Origin of the sequence: Mesorhizobium sp. B2-7-2 (genome assembly GCF_006440775.1) — a bacterium.
In the GTDB taxonomy this organism is placed as follows: Bacteria; Pseudomonadota; Alphaproteobacteria; order Rhizobiales; family Rhizobiaceae; genus Mesorhizobium.
Window position 1 is genome coordinate 455,661 of sequence record NZ_VFTZ01000001.1, and the last position, 18,823, is coordinate 474,483.

Below are 18,823 nucleotides of genomic sequence, written 5' to 3' on the forward strand. Positions count from 1 at the left end.
GGGCCGTCATCCGGCCCGGAACCATCGCAACCACGAAATTAGAAGCGGGTCGCGATACCGAAGTTGAATTCCTGAACGTTGTCAGTCGACTCTTTCTTGACCGGGATCGCATAGTCGATGCGGATCGGACCAAACGGCGAAGCCCACATCAGGCCGACACCGACCGAGGCACGTAGCTTCATGCCGGTAGACGACGGATCAACCAGTGCGTCACCCAGCTTGTTGCCATAGAGCGTCGCTGCATCGGCAAATACGGCGCCACGCAGACCAAAGCTCTCCGGTATCACCGGCAGCGGGAACTGGGCTTCGGCGGAAGCGTTGAAATACGTTGTTCCGCCGAGATGGTCGCCGCTGGTTCCGGTAGCCACCGGGCCGATACCGCCGTATTCGAAGCCTCGGATCATGCGGTCGTTGCTTTGGAAATAATCAAAGATGCGCAGGTCGTTGCTGCCATAACCCGCGATATAACCCGCCCCGCCCGAGACGAGACCAACCAAGTCAAGCTGTTCCGACAGGGTCTGGTAGACGCTCGCACGCCCGGTCACCTTCACCCACTTGGCGTCGCCTCCGAGGCCAGCAAACTCAGTGGTGCCGGTGATATAAAGACCCTCATGTGGGTTCTTCATATCGTCGATGGTGTTGTAGACAAGACCCAGGCTGACCGATGACTTCAGCCACGGGCTTTCTTCGATGCCGTTTTTGATAGCCTGCGAAAGATTGCAGTCGCCCTCAACACCGTCGCCGTTGTCGTCGCAGTGATCGAACTCGTATTTTTCTTGCGAGATATTGTACGCCAGCTGCGTCGAAATGTTGTCGGTGATCGGCAGGCCGAAGCGGACGGTCGCCCCAGTGACGTTGCTGTCGTAGTGATCGTACTCGCGGGTCGACTTATAGATATCGAAGCCCGCCGCGATACGCCGGCCGAGGAAGTAAGGCTCGGTGAACGAAATGGCATAGTCGCGCGAATGCCTGCCGCCGCCGGCCGACAGCTTGATATACTGGCCGCGCCCAAGGAAGTTACGCTCCGTGATCGAACCTTCGATCGACGGGCCGGGCGTGTCGCCGCCAGTGGAATAACCAGCGCCGACCGAGAATTCGCCGGTCGACTTCTCGACCACGGTGACCACCAGCACTACCTGGTCCGGCGCTGAGCCGGGGACGGTCGAAATGTCGACAGACTGGAAATAATCAAGGGCTTCCAGCCGCTTCTTCGCGCGCTGGATGAGAACCTGGTTGAAGGCATCGCCTTCGCTGACATCGAATTCGCGACGGATGACATAGTCGCGCGTGCGGTCGTTGCCGCGGATTTCGATGCGCTCGACATAGGCCTTGGTGCCCTGGTCGATCGTGTAGACGACCGAAATGGTGTGGTTCTCGAAATTGCGGTCGCCGCGCGGCGTCACCTGGGCGAAGGCATAGCCCGAACCCGCGACCTTCTCGGTCAACGCGACGATCGAATCCTCGACGTCCTTGGCGTTGTAGACGTCGCCCTTGTGGGTTTCGACCGCCGATTCCAGCGCCTTCGAATCGACTTCAGGGATGGTGCTTTCCACGCTGACGTCGCCGAACGTATAGCGATCGCCTTCCTGCACGGTAATGGTGACCGTGTATTTGTTGGTGGCGTCGTCAAGCTCGCCGACGGCCGAGACAACCTGGAAGTCGGCATAGCCGTGATTGTAGTAGAAGCGGCGCAGCAGCTCCTGGTCGGCGCGCAGCTTGTCCTCGTCATAGACGTCGTCGCGCAGCACAAAGGACAGCCAGGACGAGCGCTTGGTGTTGATGACGTCCGACAGGCGGCGGCTGGAATAAGCGTGGTTGCCGACGAAGTTGATCGCCGCGATCTGGGTGCGGCCGCCTTCGTTGATGTTGAAGACCACGTTCACGCGGTTGTCGCCGAGATCCATGACCTGCGTGGTCACGGCGGCGTCGTCGCGGCCGATGCGCTTGTAAGCCGTCTTGATCGCCTCGACATCGGCGTCCAGCGCCTGCTGCGAGAAGGTTGCACGCGGCTTCAGCTGGATACCCATCTGAAGCGCGTTGTCCTTGATCTTCTTGTTGCCCTGGAACAGGACCTGGTTGACGACCTTGTATTCGGAAACCTTGACGACAAGGCTCGAACCGACCTGGTTGATCTGAACGTCCGAGAACAGACCCGTGCCGAACAGCGCCTTGACGGCGTCGTCGATATCGGAGCTGGAAAAAGGCTTGCCCGGCTTGATCGAAATGTAATTGCGGATGGTTTCCGCATCGACGCGCTGGTTGCCGCTGACCTCGACACGCGAGATGACCGCGGCCTCGGCCACCGACGTGGCGGCGAACTGCACTGCGAGCGCGCCTGGCACGACCAGAGCGGCGGACAAAGCCGCCGCGGAAGCGGCGCTCAGAAACTTGGATGCTGCCTTCATCGGGCTTTTGTACCTTTTTCTCGTAGTCCCCACGGCGAGAAAACCGGACGTGCGGTATTTTCCCTTACCGTATTAACCGGATTTTCCCTACACGCAAGGCTCCCGGTTAATTTGTATTTACTTAACCGTACCGCGTGGCTTTCGCGTCACGCATATCCCCACGCATGGTAAACGGCATCTCAATATGATCGGCGCTGAAGCCAAATTTCTTCATGATTTCAGCACCCAAACAGATCGTTCCAAAACACGAAGCCCATGAAGCCGAGCACCAGGAACAACCCAGTCCGGTAGGCCATCTCCATCGTTCGCTCCGAAACGGGCCGCCTTATGACGGCCTCCACGCCGTAGAACAACAGGTGGCCGCCGTCGAGAGGGGGAATCGGCAGGAGATTGAGAAATCCTATTCCGACTGACAGAAATGCAACAAGCTGCACCAGCCACTCGAAGCCGAGCTTGGCTGCCTGGCCCGACATCTTCGCGATCTTGATCGGACCGCCCAACTGGCATTTGTCCTCGCGTCCAAGCGCAAAGCGCTGCAGGAACTGGCCGGTGCGCTCGATCACGTGCCCGGTTTCCTCGACCGCCGCCACCACGGCGCCGGCCGGCGTATAGGAAATCAGGCGCGGCTGGCCGAGCTCGGCGTTGTTGACGACGCCGATGACCGCGACCTTGACCTTGTTGCCCAGCGCATCCTGCTGCTCCATGGGCTCCGGCGCGGCCGTAACCTCGATTTGCTTGCCATCGCGCAGCATGGTGAAGGTGATGGCGTCGCCAGCCCGGCCTGAAACCAGCCGCTGCACGTCGGCGAATGTCTCCACCTTGCTGCCGTCGACTTTCACGAATCGGTCGCCCGGCTGGATTCCGGCTTTCTCCGCCGGGCTGCCCGCGGTCACTTCGGCCACCATCGGCTCCAGGACCGGACGGCCATAGAGGGAAAACAGCACCGCAAACACGGCGATCGTCAGCAGGAAATTGAACAGCGGCCCGGCAACGACGGTAGCAGCGCGCTTCCAGATCGGTTGCGTGTGGAAGGCGACCTCGCGCTCGGCATCCGTCAGCGATTCGATCTCTTCCGTGCTCGGCTGGCTCGACGTCGCATTCATGTCGCCGACGAATTTGACGTAGCCGCCAAGCGGAATGGCGCAAAGCTTCCAGCGCGTGCCGCGGCGGTCGTAAAAGCCGAAGAGCTCGGGGCCGAAGCCGATGGAGAAGGCCTTCACGCCGATGCCGCACCAGCGGCCGATCAGATAGTGGCCCATCTCGTGGACGAACACGACGACGGTCAGCACGAACAGAAACGGCACGAGCGTGCCAAGGACGAAGCCTTGTGTGCTGAAAACCGCGTGAAAGATGTCGTTCAAGTCATGCCCTCAATTCGCCCGCGAGCGACATTCCACCGCGACTGTGGCATCAATCCGGGCGAATCGGTGGCCCGCGCCTTTTTTCGCCTTACTGCCGCTACGTTCAGTTCGGAAAAAGCCCCAATGCCGGATGCTCGGCGCCCGCCGCGACCCAACCTATGACGTACAGCGCGAACGCGGCCGCGACAAGCCCGTCCACCCTGTCCATGACGCCGCCATGGCCGGGAATGAGATTGCTGGAATCCTTGGCGCCGTGCCGGCGCTTGACCCATGATTCGAACAGGTCGCCGGCTTGCGAAACGATCGACAGAGCAAGGGCCACGAGGCCAAGCTGGACGAGGTTGCCGGCGCCGGCCGCGATTGCGAGCAAAACTCCGGCGATAACGCCGCCGACCGCGCCGCCCAGAGCGCCGCTCTGGGTCTTGCCGGGCGAGATCGAAGGTGCAAGCTTCGGGCCGCCGACAGCGCGGCCGACGAAATAGGCTGCTATGTCGGTTGCCCAGACCACGGCGAACAGGAAGAGAATCGCAATCAGCCCGGAATGATTGTCGTCACGGAGATAGGCGAGCGAAAAGCCGGATGGTGCTGCGTAGGCCACTCCCGAGGCTTCCCACGGCGCGGCCCCCTTGGTCCGGGCGACAATGGCCGCGACCGCCACCAGGATCGCGACGAGGAGCAGCAGCCACAAGGCCGGCAGACCGGCGATCAGCGCGCCGACGAAGATCAGAATCAGCACTTCGGGCAGGAAGCCGAGCGCCGCGCCGTTCCCGGCGCGCGCCATGCGCGTCCATTCATAGAAGATCAGCGCCGCTATTCCCGCGCAGAACAGCCGGAACGGCAATCCGCCGAGCCAGGTGAGCGCGAGCGTCAGAGCCGCCATCACGATTGCCGAGATGACGCGCTGCTGGAGGTTACTCATGCGTGGCAGCGCCTAAAGCGCGACGTCGCGGGCGGCGAGCCCGCCAAAGCGTCGTTCGCGGCCGGCAAAGTCGCGCAAGGCGTCGGCCAGATGCTCGCGGCTGAAGTCAGGCCAATAGCAAGGCAGGAAGACGAGCTCGCTATAGGCAGCCTGCCAGAGAAGGAAATTCGACAGCCTGAGCTCGCCGCTGGTTCGGATCACCAACTCGGGATCGGGAATGCCCTTTGTGTCGAGCAAAGCGGCGAAACTTTCCGCCGTGATCGCCTCGCTCGCCATGTCGCCGCGCGCGACGGCCTCCGCCAGCTTGCGCGCTGTGCGCACGATCTCGTCGCGGCCGCCGTAATTGAAGGCGATGACCAGTGTCAGCGCCTCGTTGCCGGCGGTCAGCGATTCGGCCTCCTGCAGCAGCCCCCGGATATCGGGCTGCAGCCCCTCTTTGTCGCCGATCACTCTCACCCGCACGCCGTTCTGATGCAGTTCGGCGAGATCGCGGCGGATGAACAGCTTCAAAAGCCCCATGAGGTCGCTGACCTCGGATTTCGGCCGCGACCAGTTCTCCGAGGAAAATGCGTAGACCGTCAGATAGGAGATGCCGAGCTCGGGTGCGGCGCGCACCGTCTTGCGCAGAGCCTCGACGCCGGCGCGATGCCCGGCAAGGCGCGGCAGGCCGCGCGCCTTGGCCCAGCGTCCGTTTCCATCCATGATGATCGCGACATGCGCGGGCGTTGCCATGGTCTCGCTTTCGAGCCGGAAAACCCCGACCCTAAACCTGCATGATTTCAGCTTCCTTATCGGAAAGCAGGTGATCGATGGTGCTGATCATCTCGTCGGTCAGCTTCTGGACCTGGTCGGATCGCTTGCGGTGATCGTCCTCGCTGATGGTGCCGTCCTTCTCAGCCTTCTTGAGGAAATCCATGCCGTCGCGGCGGACATGGCGCACCGCGACGCGTGCGTTCTCGGCATAGCCATGCGAGATCTTGACCAGTTCCTTGCGGCGCTGCTCATTGAGCTCCGGCAGCGGGATCCTGAGATTGGTGCCGTCGACGATCGGATTGAAGCCCAGATTGGCTTCGCGGATAGCGCGGTCGACCGCGCTGACCATCGACTTGTCCCAGACCGAGACCGAAATCATGCGCGGCTCCGGCACCGTCACGTTGGCGACCTGGTTGATCGGCATCGTCGTGCCGTAGGCCTGGACCTGGACGGCGTCGAGCAGGTTGCTGGAGGCTCGGCCGGTGCGCAGCGACGCCAGGTCGTGCTTGAAGGCGGCGATCGCCCCGTCCATGCGTCGCTTCAGGTCTTCGAACTCGCCACTCATGATCATCTCCTCGACCCGTTCGCCGGGTTCACTGCTTATGCCGTCGTCCCGTCCGCGGTACCGTTCAACGGATCCCGGCCTCGGTTATTTGTCCGCGACGACCGTGCAATGGCCGCCGCCCCTTAGAATATCGCCGAAACCACCTTTTTCGTGGATCGAATAGACGATTATCGGAATGTTGTTTTCACGCGCAAGTGCAATCGCGGCGGTGTCCATGATCGCAAGACCGCGTTTGATGACTTCGGCGTGGCTGATGCGGTCGAAACGGACCGCGTTCGGGTCCTTCTTGGGGTCGGCCGAATAGACCCCGTCGACCTGCGTGCCCTTGAACAGCGCATCGGCGCCGATCTCGGCGGCGCGCAGGGCCGCGGCCGAATCGGTGGTGAAGAACGGATTGCCGGTTCCGCCGGCGAATATGACCACCTTGCCCTGGTTCATATAAGCTGTCGCCTGGCGTTGGGAAAAGCTCTCGCAAAGTTCCGGCATGGCGATCGCCGAAAGCACGACGGCATCGACGCCGATCTTGTTGAGCGAGGTGCGCAGCGCCAGCGAATTGATGACGGTGGCGAGCATGCCCATGTGATCGCCGGTGACCCGGTCGCCGCCTTTCGAGGCCACAGCTACGCCGCGAAAAATGTTGCCGCCGCCGATGACGACCCCCACTTCGACGCCCAGCGCGCGCGCCTCCGCAATGTCGGCGGCGATGCGGTCGACAACGGAGACATCGATGCCGAAATGCTGCTCGCCCATCAACGCTTCGCCCGAAGCCTTCAGCACGACACGTCGATAGAGGGGCTTCACCGTCATCTCATTCCTCGAATATCTCGGCGCGGCAATTTTGGAGGCAAAACCGCCCCCGCTTCATCCGGCGATGCTGTCATGACGGGTTGACCCGATACACGAAGGGCGCGGCGATGTCACGCCGCGCCCTCGTGCAAAATTCCAGGCTTTTTCGGTCAGTTGCCGCCTCTTTGATCAACGGCTGGAGACGCTGACCGCCTCGCCTTCGATCATGACCGCGGGCGAATAACCGGCCGGCTTGTCGCCGGTCACGGCGCCGCCGGTCACCCGGACCTGGATCTCGGAGCCGAAATAGGAATGCGGGAACGGCGCCGGCATGGCGCTGACCTTTTCCAGCCGCGCGCGAAGCTCGGCGGGAATCGAAAAATCGAGCGCGCCGAGATTGTCCTGCAGCTGAGTGAGCTTCGTCGCTCCAAGGATGACGGAAGCGATGCCTGGCTGCGTCGCCGCCCAGTTGAGCGCAACCTGGGCCATGCTGCGGCCGAGCTCGGCCGCCACCTTCTCGAGCTCCGCCACGATCGCCCAGTTGCGGTCGCTGAACTTCTGGAAGCCGGGATGCGTGGTGTTGCGGAAACCGTCGAGCCGGCCGGCCCTTCCGGCTTGCGTCGGCTTGTATTTGCCGCTGAGCAGCCCGCTGGCCAAAGGGCTCCACACCATGATGCCGGCGCCATGACGTGTGCCGAAAGGCACATACTCATGTTCGATGGCGCGCTCGGCGAGCGAATATTCGAGCTGCAGCGCCGAGACTGGCTCGTAGCCGCGCAGTTCGGCGATCACCTGGGCGCGGCCGGCATACCAGGCCGGGACGTCGGAGAGGCCGATATGGCGCACCTTGCCGGCGCGAACGAGGTCGTCCAGCGTGCGCAGCACCTCCTCGGCCGGGGTAATCCTGTCCCAGACATGCAGAAGATAAAGGTCGATATAGTCGGTGCCGAGCCGTTTCAGCGAGGCGTCCACGGCCCGCATGATGTTCTTGCGGCCGTTGCCGCCGGCATTCGGATTGCCGGCCTCGGAATTCATGGTGAATTTTGTGGCGATCACCGCCCTGTCGCGCAGGCCGCGCTCGGCGACGAACTCGCCGAGCCAGGTCTCGGCGGTACCGCCGGTATAGAGGTCGGCCGTGTCGAAGAAGTTGCCGCCCGCTTCGACATAGGCGTCGAACATCGCGCGGGCTGTGTCCCTGTCCGCGCCCCAGCCCCATTCGGTGCCGAAGGTCATGGTGCCGAGTGCCAGCCGGCTGACGCGCAGGCCGCTGTTGCCAAGCGTGTAATAGCTCATGGTCATGGTGGTCTCCCGATTCTGAACGGATTTCCTGCCGGTCACTGGCCGGGGGTCGCCTTGACCCAGGGATTGCCGCGCTCATGCGTCATGCGGAAGGTGAAGCCGTCGACCTTCCAGCCGGAAGCCGAGCGCGTCAGGTGGTGCTCATAGCTGCCCCAGACTTCCCAGAGCGGATCGCCATTGCCTTCCATTCGGTTCCAGGCATAGCCGTTGGAGCGGACAGTCGCGGCATCGGCTTCGAGCACGACCTGATGGTTGGTGCGCAGATGCAGGCTGGTCTTGCTGCCCTTGAGGTTGCCCGCCCAGGCGCCGATCAGGTCGTCGGACGCGATATTGGCCGCGGGCTGGCCGGACAGGCTGCTGAAATCGGCGGTGACACGCTCGGCGAAATAGCTGCGCGCCAGCTTCCAGTCCTGCGCATCCACCGCGCGGTCGATGGCGTCTGCGATGCGGATGACGGCGCGCTCGTCGGCAAGGGCCTGCCAGCCGGCCGGTTCGGCACCGCCGGCATCGACCGGCGCCAGCACTATTCCTGCGGCAAAAGTTACATGTCTCAACGCGTTCATTTCGTCTCTCCTTGGCCATCAGCCCACCGCCAACATGTTGACGCCAATATGAGCCGGCTCAGGGGCATCGATAAGATTGCATTGTTCGAAAAGACTGTGCGATATCATTCATGAATGGATCGCGATCTGCTCACACACCTTCCGGTCGTCGTCGCCGTGGCGCGGCGCGGAGGCTTCGCGCTTGCCGCGGCTGAGCTCGGCATGAGCCCGTCTGCCGTCAGCCATGCGGTGCGGCTGGTGGAGGAGCGTATCGGCCAGCCGCTCTTTGCGCGCACGACGCGCAGCGTCTCGCTGACCGAGGCAGGCAAAGCGCTGGTGGAGACGGCGGGCCCTGCCCTGCAGGACATCGCCGAGCGGATGGACCGCATCCGCGGCGTGAAGGGAAGGCCCGCCGGCCTGCTCAGGATCAACGCCTCCACCATAGCGATCCCCCTGGCGGTGACGCCGGTGGTCGCGGCGATGGCCGAACGCTACCCCGACGTGACGGTCGAGATCGTTGCCGATCAGGGCCTTATCGATATCGTCGGGGAAGGGTTTGACGCCGGCATCCGGCTGGGTGAAATGATCGCGCAGGACATGATCACCGTCCGGATGACGCCGCCGTTCAACGCCGTGATCGTTGCTTCTCCCGCCTATGTCGCAAAGCACGGCCGTCCGCGCGACGTGGCCGATCTCGCCAACCACAACTGCATCGGCTACCGGCTGGTCCGATCGGGGGCGCTTTATCGCTGGGACCTGAACGACAACGGCAAGGATGTCGTCGTCGAAACGCGCGGCACGGCCGTCGTCACAGATTCGCTTGGCGCCATCGACCTGGCGCTGGCCGGCGTCGGGCTCGCCTACGTCTTCGAGCCGCTGGTGCGCGCCGACCTTGCCGCCGGCCGCCTCGTCCAGATCCTGCCGCAGACGGCGATCGAGGAGCCCGGACTCTTCCTTTATTTTCCGCGCCGCGCGTCGATGGCGCCGAAGCTCAGGGCCTTTATCGACACCGCGCAAGAAATCGGCCGGGCATCCATGCGGACACCCGGCCGAGTCGCCTGAGCTCGTGAGCTCGTCACCTTAAGGAAACGCTGCGCGCTCCCCTCGGATCGGAGCTATTTCTTGACCGCGGCCGCGACTTCCGCCGCGAAATCGGTCGTTTCCTTCTCGATGCCTTCGCCGAGAGCAAAGCGCAGATAGGCGGTGATCTTCGCCGGAGCGCCAATCTCCGTCTCCGCGTCTTTCAGCGCCTTCTCGACAGTGATGTCGGGATTGAGCACGAACGCCTGCTTCAAAAGCACCACCTCTTCGTAGAACTTGCGCAGACGGCCCTCGACCATCTTCTCGATGATGGCTTCCGGCTTGCCCGACTGGCGCGCCTGGTCGGAGAAGATCGCCTTCTCGCGCTCGATCAGCGCCGGGTCGACCTCTTCGGCCGTCAGCGCCACCGGGTTGGTGGCGGCGACGTGCATGGCAACCTGGCGGGCAAAGGCGTTCGCGGCATGCTCGTTGCCGGTGGTCTCGATCGCGACCAGCACGCCGAGCTTGCCCAGCCCATCGGCAACCGCATTGTGGACATAGGTCGCCACCACGCCATGCGGCACGGTGAGCTTGGCCGAACGGCGGAAATTGATGTTCTCGCCGATGGTGCCGACCGCGTCCTTGACGGTCTCGGTGACCGTCTTGTCGGAGCCTGGATACTTGGCGGCGGCAACCGCTTCGGTTGCGCCATAGGCGAGCGTGACCTTCGCGACATTGCGGACCAGTTGCTGGAACTGCTCGTTGCGGGCGACGAAGTCGGTTTCGGAATTGACCTCGACGATGGCCGCTTCACGCACGCCTGCGTCGACGCCGATCAGGCCCTCGGCGGCAGTGCGCCCGGCCTTCTTATCGGCCTTGGAGATACCCTTCTTGCGCAGCCAGTCGACGGCCGCTTCCATGTCGCCGTTGGTCTCGTTCAACGCCGCCTTGCAGTCCATCATGCCCGCGCCGGTCAAGTCGCGGAGTTCTTTGACCTGTGCAGCCGAAATGCTCATTGTCGCCTCTTTGTCTCAAATGCGCCGACGCACCAACCGGGACTCGGGTGATGCGCTCGGCAAAAGCGCTTTAGCGCGCCAACTTATTGGAAAGATGAAGGCCGGGATCCGGCCTTCCTTATCAAGCTTCCGGAGCTTCTGCGGCCGGAGCGCCGAGCGCTGGCTCGACCGGAGCCTCGGCCGAGGCGCCGATGTCGACGCCGAGCGCGCCCTGCTGACGGGCGATGCCGTCGATGGCGGCCTTGGCGATCAGGTCGCAATAGAGCTGGATGGCGCGCGCCGCGTCGTCATTGCCGGGGATCGGGAAGTCGATCTTGTCCGGATCGCAGTTAGAATCGATGATGGCCACGACCGGGATGCCGAGGCGCTTGGCCTCGAGGATGGCGATCGCTTCCTTGTTGGTGTCGATGACGAACATCAGGTCCGGCGTCGAGCCCATGTCCTTGATGCCGCCGAGAGCCTTGTTGAGCTTCTCGCGCTCACGGTCGAGGTTCAGGCGCTCCTTCTTGGTGAGGCCCTGGGCCTCGCCGGAGAGCGTCTCGTCGAGCTTGCGCAGGCGCTGGATCGAGTTCGAGATCGTCTTCCAGTTGGTGAGCATGCCGCCCAGCCAACGCGAATTGACATAGTACTGGGCCGAACGCTGCGCCGCGTCGGCGACGATGTCGGACGCCTGGCGCTTGGTGCCGACGAACAGCACGCGGCCGCCCTTGGCGACGGTGTCGGACACCTGCTTCAGGGCCTGGTGCAGCAGCGGCACCGTCTGCGACAGGTCAATGATGTGGATGTTGTTGCGGGCGCCATAGATGTAAGGCGCCATCTTCGGGTTCCAGCGGTGAGTCTGGTGGCCGAAGTGAACACCAGCTTCCAAAAGCTGGCGCATGCTGAAATCTGGCAGAGCCATTCTTTAGTTCCTTTCCGGTTGGCCTCCACGGACACAGGCATTTCGGACTTATGTCCTGATGCCACCGGAGGTCTCAGCCGGATTTCTCCCGGGCAGACACCAAAGTCCGTGTGTGGAATGAGCGCGCATATAGAGGGGAAGTCCGATTAACGCAAGCCGCGCGCCCGAAAACGTCCCCGCCTGCGGCGATCCGCCCAAATCTCAGCGTTTTATCTTTCCATTCGGAACCCGCACGCGGCGGAAGATCGCCACGATGTCCTCGCGGCTGCATTCGATCGCCCCAAGCCTGACCGCGCGATCACGCTCGAAGCCAGTGATATCGTAATGCGGCGCCGATGTCTTGGGCGGCCCCTGATAGGATGAACGCTTAAGGCCCAGCTCGGCTGCAAAGCGATGGAGTTCGTCGGTATCGTCGGCGAGCAGATGGCACCAGCGGTGGCCGGCCCATTTCCAGATCGCTGCATCGACATAGACTGCCATCAGGCCCACCGCATTCGGTGAGCCTCACGCATGGTATTCGGAGGCCAAGCCTGCAAGCCGGGCCGGCTGCCGTCAGCAATTGCTATTTCGACGCCGGGCAAGGCTTGGTCTGATCGAACAGCGACAGGTTCACCAGCTTGCCGGTCATCGAGAATTCGCCATAGTCCATGACGAGGTCGCGGGTGATGCCGTTCTCGTGCAGCTTGAAGCTGATCCGGTATTCCGGCACCTCTTCGCCTTTGTTGTCGGTATCGTCGAAATAGGCGATGTCGACCGGCCAGTATTTGTCGGTGGCGAGCTTGGCCAGCGCCGGCGCCTCCGGGTCGGATTTCTGGACGTCGGTCTTCTTGCCGACGATGACGGTGGTGGTCATCACCTTGTTGGCGTCCTCGGAGCCGTCGAACAGGTTGGTCTGGTAGAAATTCTCGCCCTTTTCGGCCTTGCCGATCAGCTCGACCAGATGCTGGGTCGGGAACTGCGTCGCTGCAAGCTCGAGGCTGTTCTTCTCAGGCTTGTCGATCTCGACTTTGAGGCCCTTCTGCTCCCGGGTCGCGGTGCCTTTCACTTCCTTGTCGAGGTTCTGGTCGGTGAAGGATTTTGTCACGAACGAAAAAGTTTTGCCTTCGGCATCCTCGAACGTGGTCGTCTGCTGGTCCGTCAGCTTCGTACCTTCGGCGGTGGCAATCTGGGTGACGAAGCGGAATTTCACCGTATAGCCTTCGCAGGCGGAACCATTGAACTCATAGACCATGCGGCCGGTGATGCCGGTAATGCCTGAGCGGTCGGAGGCCTTGTTGAGCGTGAGATCGTAGACGGCGCGATGCGCCTGCAGCGCGGGCACCGCAAGGGCCGGCGCCATCGGCAGCATCGCCGAGAAACAGGCGGCGGCGAAAAAAAGGCGCGTTGCGCGCATGCGTTGCTCCGATCGTCGCGGCCGCGAGGCAGACCGCAGGGAAAGATGGTCCAGCTTAAAAAAAGTCGTGGCGGAAGCGAGGCAAAAATAGCAATTTCGGCCCGGCCAACGCGGCGTCTTCCAGCAATAGGGAAAACCAATGAGCGAAACAATCGAAAAGCGGCTAAGCGATCTTGGCGTCACCCTCCCGGCCGCCGCCGCGCCCGCCGCCAACTACGTGCCCTATTGCCGCACCGGCAGCACGCTGTTCACCGCCGGCCAGTTGCCGCTGAAGGACGGCAAGCTGCAGGCAAGCGGGTTGCTCGGCCGCGACATCGATACCGCCGCAGGCAAGGAAGGCGCGAGATTCTGCGCCATCAACCTCCTGGCGCAGGCCAAGGCCGCACTTGGCGATCTCGAAAAGATCCGGCGCCTGGTCAAGATCACCGTCTTCGTCGCCTCCGCGCCGGATTTCGTCGAGCAGCATCTTGTCGCCAACGGCGCCTCCGACTTCCTGGTCGCCGCACTCGGCGAGCGCGGCAAGCATGCCCGCTCCGCCGTCGGCACCGCCTCGCTACCGCTCAACGCCGCGGTTGAGATCGAAGCGATCTTCGAAGTCGAGTGAGGCTCAACATGACCGATCTGTCCTGGCTGATTGCGCAGCCCGTCGCGCATCGCGGCTTCCACGACATGAACAAGACGCGCTGGGAAAACACGCTGTCGGCTTTCGCCGCGGCCGCCGAGCGCGGCTATGCCATCGAATGCGACGTGCATATCTCGTCCGACGGCGTCCCGGTCATCATCCATGACGGCGAGCTGAAACGCCTCACCGGCCACGATGGCTTCGTCTGGCAACGCACCGCGGCCGAACTGGCGACGCTCAAGATCGGCGGCACCAAGGACCACGTGCCGACGCTCGAGGAGGCGCTCGACCTGATCGACGGCCGTGTGCCACTGGTGGTCGAGTTGAAAGGCGTTCCTGGCCATGACGCCGGGCTGGTGGCCAGAGTCGGCCGGCTGCTCAAGCGCTACAACGGCAAGGTGGCGATCATGTCGTTCGATCACTGGCTGATCCGCGACTTCGCCAAGGACGCCCCCGGCATCCCCGGCGGGCTGACCGCCTATGGCAGGGACAATCAGCTGATCGAGGCGCATTTCGCGATGCTCGCGCACGACCTCGCCTTCACCTCCTACGCCGCCGGCGACCTGCCCAACCCCTTCGTCAGCTTCGTGCGCGAAAAGCTGAAGATGCCGGTCATCACCTGGACCGTGCATGACCAGCCGGCGGTAGACCTCACCTTCAAATATGCCGACCAGATGACCTTCGAGGGTTTCGAGCCCGGCCTGGTGAGAGTTGGCTGAGCCGGGTGCCTCAAACGTGACTTGTAGCTGCCCCTGCGAAGCTTAAATAAGCCCCATGGATCAGGGCGACGAAGACGATGGACAGGCAGCGAACGCGGATTATGCGATCCGCATCGCGGCGGGTATCGGCGCCTTCACCTGCGAGGAATGGAACGGCTTTGCCGGAACCACGCGCGGCGACCAAGAAAACGGTTACAACCCGCTGGTTTCATTCGCTTTTCTAAGCGCCCTGGAAGATTCCGGCTGCGCTGTCCGGCGCACCGGCTGGCAGGGTCATCACCTGCGGCTGGAAACCGCGCAAGGCAGGTTGCTCGGCGCCGTCCCTTGTTACCTCAAATCGCACAGCCAGGGCGAATATGTCTTCGACCACGGCTGGTCGGATGCCTTCGAGCGAGCCGGCGGCCGCTATTATCCCAAGTTGCAATGCTCGGTGCCGTTTTCACCAGTCACCGGCCCTCGCCTGCTGGTCGGCAAAGGCGAGAATGAAAGTGCGGTGAAGGCAGGACTGGCGGAAGGCCTGAAGCTCGTGACCGACAAGCTCGGCGTCTCGTCCGCGCATGTCACTTTCGCAACCGAGCCCGATGTGGCGACACTGGAAGCGGCGGGCTTCCTGCATCGCACCGACCAACAGTTCCATTTCTTCAACGAAGGCTTTTCGGCCTATGACGACTTCCTCGCCACGCTGGCCTCGCGCAAGCGCAAGGCAATGAAGAAGGAGCGCCGCGAAGCGCTTGCCGACGGCCTCTCGATCGACTGGCTGACCGGCAAGGACATCACCGAAAGCGCCTGGGACGATTTCTTCGCCTTCTACATGGATACCGGCGGGAGGAAATGGGGGCGGCCCTATCTCAACCGACAGTTCTTCTCGCTGATCGGCGAGCGCATGGCCGACGACATCCTGCTGGTGATGGCAAAGCGGAACGGCCGCTACATTGCCGGCGCCATCAACTTCATCGGTTCCGACGCGCTCTATGGACGCAACTGGGGTTGCATCGAGGATCACCCCTTCCTGCATTTCGAGGTCTGCTACCATCAGGCGATCGATTTCGCCATCGAGCGCAAGCTCAAGGTGGTGGAGGCAGGCGCGCAGGGCGAGCACAAGCTGGCGCGCGGCTACCGGCCGGTGACCATGCATTCGGCGCACTATTTCTCGCATCCCGGCTTGCGCAACGCCGTCGCCGACTACCTCAGGCGCGAGCGCCGCGAGGTCGAGCGCATGGGCGAATATCTCGAAGAGCACACGCCCTTCCGCAAGGATCTTGGGGAATAGGTCTCGCGGTCAGTGTGGCTTTCCGGCAGCACGGTGTGCCGTCAAGAGCAGCCGATAATCCTGAGCGAATGACGCCGGGTTGATGCATGTCGACCAAAACTGCGCAGCGGTCTGCGAGAACGACCTGCATGAAAACAGAGACTTAAGGCGCGCCTCGGCTGAATCCATTCCTTACGAGGCGCTTTGTCGATCTCGCCTGAGCGCCTTGCCGCCCGTCGGCGGCTTCGCTACACCGGACGGTGAATGCAATTGGGAGTGTCACCCCATGGCCGAAGCCTATGATCCCGGCAATATCTTCGCGAAAATCCTGCGCGGTGAGATTCCGTCGCACCGCGTCTACGAGGACGATGCGGTCATAGCCTTCATGGATGTGATGCCGCAAGGCATGGGCCACACGCTGGTGATGCCCAAGGCGCCGTCGCGCAACATGCTCGACGCCGATCCGGCAACGCTCGGTCCGCTGTTCGCGGTCGTCCAGAAGGTGGCGGTGGCGGTGAAAAAGGCCTTCGACGCCGACGGCGTCACCCTCATGCAGTTCAACGAATCGGCCTCCGGGCAGACCGTCTACCATCTCCATGTCCACGTCGTGCCTCGCTTCGAAGGCGTGCCGTTGAAGCCGCATTCCGGCCAGATGGAGAAGCCGGAAGTGCTGGCCGAGAACGCCGGCAAGATCCGCGCGGCGCTGGGAAGCTGACCCAGCCTTCGACCCGGTGACTGCGCGCTGACCGCTCAAAAGAAAAGAGCCCCGTTGCGGGGCTCTTTTGCATTTCACGTGAAGGCCGATCAGCCCTTGCGCGGCAGTTGCGGCACAAGGCTGCGTTTGTTGCCGTCCTTGCCCTTCGGCTCCGGCTTCTGCGCCACGGCCTTCTTGGGCGCCGGCTTCTTGGCCACCGCCTTCTTCGGCTTCGGCGAGTCTTCCGGCTCTTCCTTCTTCGGCTGCACGGGCGACTCGTCGGCGAGCGATTCGAGCTTCAGGCCGGACTCGCCGGTTTCCTTCTTCTCGACGGTGACGCGCACCGTGCCGCCCTTCTTGAGCTTGCCGAACAGCACCTCGTCGGCCAGGGGCTTCTTGATGTGCTCCTGGATGACGCGGCCGAGCGGACGCGCGCCCATGCGCTCGTCATAGCCCTTGTCGGCCAGCCAGGCGATCGCGTCCGGCGACAGGTCGAAGGTGACGCCCCGCTCGGAGAGCTGGGCCTCGAGCTGCATGACGAACTTCTGCACCACCTGATGGATGACCGGCACCGGCAGCGAACCGAACGGGATGATCGCGTCCAGGCGGTTGCGGAACTCCGGCGTGAACAGCCGGTTGATCGCCTCGACGTCGTCGCCCTCGCGCTTGGTCGAGCCGAAGCCGATTGCCGCGCGCTGCGCGTCCGAGGCGCCAGCATTGGTGGTCATGATCAGGATCACGTTGCGGAAATCGATCTGCTTGCCGTTGTGGTCCGTCAGCTTGCCATGGTCCATCACCTGCAACAGGATGTTGAACAGGTCCGGATGCGCCTTCTCGACCTCATCGAGCAACAGCACGCAATGCGGATGCTGATCGACGCCGTCGGTGAGCAGGCCGCCCTGGTCGAAGCCGACATAGCCGGGAGGCGCGCCGATCAGCCGCGAGACGGTGTGGCGTTCCATGTATTCCGACATGTCGAAGCGGATCAGTTCGACGCCGAGCGAGGCGGCAAGCTGCTTCGCCACTTCGGTCTTGCCGACGCCGGTTGGCCCTGAGAACAGGTAGGAGCCGATAGGCTTCTCCGGTTCGCGCAGGCCGGCGCGCGCCAGCTTGATCGCCGAGGTCAGCGCGGTGATGGCCGTATCCTGGCCGTAGACCACGCGCTTCAGCTCGATATCGAGCCCCTGCAGCACCTTCTCATCATCCGCCGAGACCGTCTTCGGCGGGATGCGCGCCATGGTGGCGATCGTCGCCTCGATCTCCTTGATGCCGATCGTCTTCTTGCGCTTGGCTTTCGGCACCAGCATCTGCGAGGCGCCGGTTTCGTCGATCACGTCGATCGCCTTGTCCGGCAGCTTGCGGTCGTTGATGTAGCGCGCCGACAGCTCGACCGAGGCCTTGATTGCCTCGCTCGTGTAGCGGACCTTGTGGAACTCCTCGAAATAGGGCTTCAGGCCCTTCATGATCTCGATGGCGTCCTCGATGGTCGGCTCGTTGACGTCGATCTTCTGGAAGCGCCGCACCAGCGCGCGGTCCTTCTCGAAGAACTGGCGGAACTCCTTGTAGGTGGTCGAGCCGATGCAGCGGATGGCGCCGGACGACAGCGCCGGCTTCAGAAGGTTCGATGCATCCATGGCGCCGCCCGAGGTGGCGCCGGCCCCGATCACCGTGTGGATCTCGTCGATGAACAGCACCGCGCCCGGATAGTCCTCGAGCTCCTTGACGACCTGCTTCAGCCGCTCCTCGAAGTCGCCGCGATAGCGGGTGCCGGCCAACAGCGTGCCCATGTCGAGCGCGAAGATGGTGGCGTCCTGCAGCACTTCCGGCACATCGCCTTCGACGATGCGCTTGGCGAGGCCTTCGGCGATCGCCGTCTTGCCGACCCCCGGGTCGCCGACATAGAGCGGGTTGTTCTTGGAACGGCGGCACAGCACCTGGATGGTGCGGTTGATCTCGCTGTCGCGACCGATCAGCGGATCGATCTTGCCGGCCCGGGCCTTGTTGTTGAGGTTGACGCAGTAGGCCGTCAGCGCGTCCTGCTGCTTCTTCTTGCCGCCCTCTTCCTGCGGCTCGGCGCCGTTCTGGCCGCCCTGCTCGTCCTCGGCGCCGCGCGGCGTGCGCGATTCCGAAGCGCCCGGGCGCTTGGCAATGCCATGCGAGATGTAATTGACCGCATCATAGCGGGTCATCTGCTGTTCCTGCAGGAAATAGGCGGCGTGGCTCTCGCGCTCGGCGAAGATGGCGACGAGCACATTGGCGCCGGACACTTCCTCGCGGCCGGACGATTGCACATGGATCACGGCGCGCTGGATGACGCGCTGGAAACCTGCCGTCGGTTTCGAATCCTCATCGTAACCGGTGACGAGGTTGTCGAGCTCGGTGTCGATATAGGTGAGAACCGTATGCTTGAGCTCGTCGAGATCGACGTTGCAGGCGCGCATGACGGCGGCCGCCTCGGTGTCGTCGATCAGGGCAAGCAGCAAATGTTCGAGCGTTGCATACTCATGATGCCGCTCGTTGGCGAATGTCAGCGCCTGATGTAGCGCCTTTTCCAGGCCTTGGGAGAAAGCCGGCATGTT

Annotated in this window: 18 protein-coding genes; 5 read left to right on the top strand and 13 right to left on the bottom strand. The window is 63.1% G+C overall.

Features of this window, described 5'->3' with window-relative positions; all coding sequences use genetic code 11:
- Positions 1-38: 38 nt before the first annotated feature.
- The 8 genes from bamA to FJ425_RS02325 form a co-directional block, all read right to left on the bottom strand.
- A complete protein-coding gene (gene bamA / locus FJ425_RS02290; RefSeq protein ID WP_140721423.1) occupies positions 39-2,405 on the bottom strand; it encodes an outer membrane protein assembly factor BamA in 2,367 nt (788 codons plus the stop codon).
- Between the two features lie 218 nt (positions 2,406-2,623).
- Entirely contained in the window at positions 2,624-3,766 is a 1,143-nt protein-coding gene (gene rseP, locus FJ425_RS02295; protein ID WP_140721425.1) for an RIP metalloprotease RseP, read from the bottom strand.
- Positions 3,767-3,869: 103 nt separating this feature from the next.
- The gene (locus FJ425_RS02300; RefSeq protein WP_140721427.1) at positions 3,870-4,685 is read right to left on the bottom strand and encodes a phosphatidate cytidylyltransferase; all 816 of its coding nucleotides are present in this window, start codon (positions 4,683-4,685) and stop codon (positions 3,870-3,872) included.
- A 12-nt stretch (positions 4,686-4,697) separates the two neighbouring features.
- Positions 4,698-5,417, bottom strand: a complete 720-nt coding sequence (locus FJ425_RS02305; RefSeq protein WP_140721429.1) for an isoprenyl transferase — start codon at positions 5,415-5,417, stop codon at positions 4,698-4,700.
- A 31-nt stretch (positions 5,418-5,448) separates the two neighbouring features.
- Positions 5,449-6,003: a ribosome recycling factor gene (gene frr / locus FJ425_RS02310; RefSeq protein ID WP_140545921.1), complete on the bottom strand. Its 555-nt coding sequence runs from the start codon at positions 6,001-6,003 to the stop codon at positions 5,449-5,451.
- Between the two features lie 84 nt (positions 6,004-6,087).
- The gene (gene pyrH, locus FJ425_RS02315; protein WP_095765617.1) at positions 6,088-6,810 is read right to left on the bottom strand and encodes a UMP kinase; all 723 of its coding nucleotides are present in this window, start codon (positions 6,808-6,810) and stop codon (positions 6,088-6,090) included.
- Between the two features lie 168 nt (positions 6,811-6,978).
- The gene (locus FJ425_RS02320) at positions 6,979-8,088 is read right to left on the bottom strand and encodes an aldo/keto reductase (RefSeq protein WP_140721431.1); all 1,110 of its coding nucleotides are present in this window, start codon (positions 8,086-8,088) and stop codon (positions 6,979-6,981) included.
- Between the two features lie 35 nt (positions 8,089-8,123).
- Positions 8,124-8,651, bottom strand: coding sequence for a nuclear transport factor 2 family protein (locus tag FJ425_RS02325; protein WP_140721433.1), 528 nt, complete (start codon positions 8,649-8,651; stop codon positions 8,124-8,126).
- A gap of 114 nt (positions 8,652-8,765) precedes the next feature.
- Between FJ425_RS02325 and FJ425_RS02330 the strand changes: the two genes are divergently transcribed.
- Positions 8,766-9,692, top strand: a complete 927-nt coding sequence (locus FJ425_RS02330) for a LysR family transcriptional regulator (protein WP_140721435.1) — start codon at positions 8,766-8,768, stop codon at positions 9,690-9,692.
- A gap of 53 nt (positions 9,693-9,745) precedes the next feature.
- Here FJ425_RS02330 and tsf read toward each other — a convergent pair whose 3' ends face one another.
- The 4 genes from tsf to FJ425_RS02350 form a co-directional block, all read right to left on the bottom strand.
- Positions 9,746-10,666 carry a translation elongation factor Ts gene (gene tsf / locus FJ425_RS02335; protein ID WP_140721437.1) on the bottom strand — a complete coding sequence of 307 codons (921 nt, stop codon included), beginning with the start codon at positions 10,664-10,666 and terminating at the stop codon, positions 9,746-9,748.
- A 121-nt stretch (positions 10,667-10,787) separates the two neighbouring features.
- The gene (gene rpsB / locus FJ425_RS02340) at positions 10,788-11,567 is read right to left on the bottom strand and encodes a 30S ribosomal protein S2 (RefSeq protein WP_140545916.1); all 780 of its coding nucleotides are present in this window, start codon (positions 11,565-11,567) and stop codon (positions 10,788-10,790) included.
- A gap of 201 nt (positions 11,568-11,768) precedes the next feature.
- Positions 11,769-12,047, bottom strand: coding sequence for a DUF4031 domain-containing protein (locus FJ425_RS02345; protein ID WP_140721439.1), 279 nt, complete (start codon positions 12,045-12,047; stop codon positions 11,769-11,771).
- Between the two features lie 82 nt (positions 12,048-12,129).
- On the bottom strand, positions 12,130-12,960 hold the full coding sequence (locus tag FJ425_RS02350) for a cell envelope integrity EipB family protein (RefSeq protein WP_140545913.1): 831 nt from the start codon (positions 12,958-12,960) through the stop codon (positions 12,130-12,132).
- Between the two features lie 139 nt (positions 12,961-13,099).
- On the opposite strand from FJ425_RS02350, the gene FJ425_RS02355 reads away from it, so the two are divergent.
- The 4 genes from FJ425_RS02355 (at position 13,100) to FJ425_RS02370 (ending at position 16,265) form a co-directional block, all read left to right on the top strand.
- Positions 13,100-13,564, top strand: a complete 465-nt coding sequence (locus FJ425_RS02355) for a RidA family protein (RefSeq protein WP_140721441.1) — start codon at positions 13,100-13,102, stop codon at positions 13,562-13,564.
- Between the two features lie 8 nt (positions 13,565-13,572).
- Positions 13,573-14,301, top strand: a complete 729-nt coding sequence (locus FJ425_RS02360; protein ID WP_140721443.1) for a glycerophosphodiester phosphodiesterase — start codon at positions 13,573-13,575, stop codon at positions 14,299-14,301.
- 55 nt (positions 14,302-14,356) lie between these two features.
- On the top strand, positions 14,357-15,571 hold the full coding sequence (locus tag FJ425_RS02365; protein WP_140721446.1) for a GNAT family N-acetyltransferase: 1,215 nt from the start codon (positions 14,357-14,359) through the stop codon (positions 15,569-15,571).
- A 265-nt stretch (positions 15,572-15,836) separates the two neighbouring features.
- Positions 15,837-16,265: an HIT domain-containing protein gene (locus FJ425_RS02370; protein WP_140721449.1), complete on the top strand. Its 429-nt coding sequence runs from the start codon at positions 15,837-15,839 to the stop codon at positions 16,263-16,265.
- 89 nt (positions 16,266-16,354) lie between these two features.
- On the opposite strand, the gene clpA is transcribed toward FJ425_RS02370, so the two are convergent.
- The gene (clpA, locus tag FJ425_RS02375) at positions 16,355-18,820 is read right to left on the bottom strand and encodes an ATP-dependent Clp protease ATP-binding subunit ClpA (protein WP_140721452.1); all 2,466 of its coding nucleotides are present in this window, start codon (positions 18,818-18,820) and stop codon (positions 16,355-16,357) included.
- Positions 18,821-18,823 lie beyond the last annotated feature (3 nt).